The following is a 2,386-nucleotide window of genomic DNA, read 5'->3' as shown; positions in this document are numbered from 1 at the left end:
GGGCGACGGTGTGCGGTGGAGGCCTTCCGCGCCGAGTTGTGCGGCGGGCTGGAGCAGCGGCTGGTACGGGCCACCGCGCGCGGAGCCGGTTCCGTGGTGCGCGATCCCTCGTCCCGGGGCGCCGCCCGCGCGGCGGCGCACACGGTCGTGCTCCCCACCGATGCCGCCAGCCCCCTGGAGATCACCCTCGCCGGACCGGGACTGCTCACGTACGTGACCGTCCACGACGGCCACGGGCGGTACGTGGGCGGCGCACTCGGCGCCCGGGGGCACCGCTGGGTGAACACCGAGCCGTTGCGGGCCGGTGAGACGTACACGGTCCGGGTCGGCGCGCAGGACACGGCGGGCACGCCGGTCGGTGTGACCATGGCGTTCCGGACCGCTCCGGCGGCCGAGGACGGCAGGCTCACCGTCGAGTTCGGGCCCAAGCCCGGCACGTACGGAGCGGGGCAGATCGTGACGGCCTCCCTCAGTCACCCGGTGCCCGCCTCGGACCCGGCTGCGCGGGCCCGGCTGGAGCGGGCGTTGCAGGTCAGCTCGGAGCCGGCGGTCGAGGGGTCCTGGCACTGGGTCGACGACTCCACGCTGCACTACCGGCCCCGTACGTACTGGCCCGCCCACACCGTGGTGCGCGTGCTCAGCGGTCTCGACGGGGTCGAGGTCGCGGACCGGGAGTACGGCGGGGCCTCGGAATCCCTGCGGTTCACCATCGGGGAGCGGATCGAGGCGGTCACCGACGCCGCCGCCCACGAGATGACCGTGCGGCGCAACGGAAGGGTCCTGCGGACGATCCCGGTGACGACCGGCAAGGCCGGGTTCCTGACGCGCAGCGGGGTCAAGGTCGTCCTGGGCAAGGAGTACAAGGTCCGGATGCGCGGGGACAGCGTGGGCATCAAGCGCGGGACGACCGAGTTCTACGACCTGCCCGTCTTCTACGCGACCCGGGTGACGTGGAGCGGCGAGTACGTGCACGCCGCCCCTTGGTCGGTCGACGCGCAGGGCGAGGAGAACGTCAGCCACGGCTGCACGGGCATGAGTACGGCGGACGCGGCCTGGTTCTTCGACACGGTGCGCGAGGGGGACGTGGTGTCGGTGGTGAACAGCGGCGGTGCGCCGATGACCCCCTTCGACAACGGCTTCGGGGACTGGAACCTGGACTGGGACGCGTGGCGGGCGGGCAGCGCCCTGGGCGCCTCCGCCGAGTCCCCGCTCGCACCGGCTTCCCCGTACGCCTCGGCCCAGGCCCCGACGCAGGTCTCCGCCCACGGCCCGTCCCGGCTGCGTCCGCTCACGTGAGGGATCCCAACTGGCTTGTGACAAAGGTTTCTTGGGGCAGGGCGCGGAGGTTCGGAGGTGATCTATGGTGCCCACGAGACACGGTCGAAGCCCCGCCCTGACTCCTGCCGGATTCCGGGCGGAGCACTGCGAAGGAGTGTTCCATGGCAATTCGGCGATTACGTACGGTGGTTGCCGTTCCCGCTGAGCCGAGTCCCGCCCCCCTGGCCCGGCAGCGCCGGTGGGTGGCCGCCGTGGTGGGCGGAGCCGTACTGCTCGCCGGCGCCGGTGTGGCCGCCTCCTTCGTGATCAAGTCCCCGGCGCAGGCCGCCGCCGACGCCGCCCCGCCGCCCCTCGACGTGCTCGTCGCGCGCGTGGAGAAGCGCGTCCTGCGGGACACCGTCATCGTGCGCGGCACCGTCAGCGCCGCCCAGAGCACGCAGGTCGTCCCGGCCGTCGCGGGCACGGAAGGTGCGAGCGCGCCCGTGGTCACCAAGGTCCCCGTGCGCCGGGGCGACCGAATAGACCCGGGCAAGGTCCTGCTGGAGGTCTCCGGCCGGCCGGTGTTCGCGCTCCCCGGCAGCCTGCCGGTCTATCGCGATCTGAGACCGGGCGCGACCGGCGACGACGTCAAGCAGCTCCAGAAGGCCCTCGCCGGACTGGGTCACCCCGTCGTCGGCGACCCGGCCGGCACCTTCGCGGCCGGGACCAAGACCGCCCTCACCGCCTTCTACTCCTCGATCGGTTACGACCCGCTGCCGGCGGTGGCGGACTGGGGCGAGGCCGTGTCCTCCGCCGAGGACGCCGTCACCGCGGCCGAGCGCTCCCTGGAGGACGCCCGCAGCTCCGCCGCCCGCGGCGAGGCCTCGGTGACCGCGACCGCGGGTACGCCGACCTCGGGTACGCCGACCGCCGGTACGCCGACCGCCGGTACGTCCACCGCAGGTACGTCCACCGCCGGTGCGGACGGCGGGGCCGGGGACGCCAAGGGGGGCCCGGGCCCGTCGGGCGTCAAGGCGGGCGGCTCCGCAGGCCGGGACGCGGCCCGCGCGGTGTCCCGGGCCGAGGAGGACCTCCGCAAGGCGCAGAAGCGGCGCGCCGAGTCGTAGGG

2 protein-coding genes are annotated in these 2,386 nt (G+C 74.3%); both read left to right on the top strand.

Translation table 11 applies throughout. The features are described 5' to 3' along the window. Positions 1-15 precede the first annotated feature (15 nt). Complete coding sequence (locus ACWGDE_RS38245; protein WP_453393695.1) at positions 16-1,296, top strand: Ig-like domain-containing protein; 1,281 nt, start codon at positions 16-18, stop codon at positions 1,294-1,296. 143 nt (positions 1,297-1,439) lie between these two features. Then, positions 1,440-2,384, top strand: a complete 945-nt coding sequence (locus ACWGDE_RS38240; protein ID WP_453393694.1) for a hypothetical protein — start codon at positions 1,440-1,442, stop codon at positions 2,382-2,384. The last annotated feature ends 2 nt before the right edge of the window (positions 2,385-2,386 follow it).

The organism is Streptomyces sp. NPDC054956, assembly GCF_053609185.1.
The sequence above is the reverse complement of the archived record's forward strand: the minus strand, read 5'-3'. Positions and strand labels throughout refer to the sequence as shown.

What these genes read in the sequence shown, in the direction of transcription:
- ACWGDE_RS38240 (WP_453393694.1), top strand. Translation starts at nt 1,440, where the DNA reads ATGGCAATTCGGCGATTACGTACGGTGGTTGCCGTTCCCGCTGAGCCG.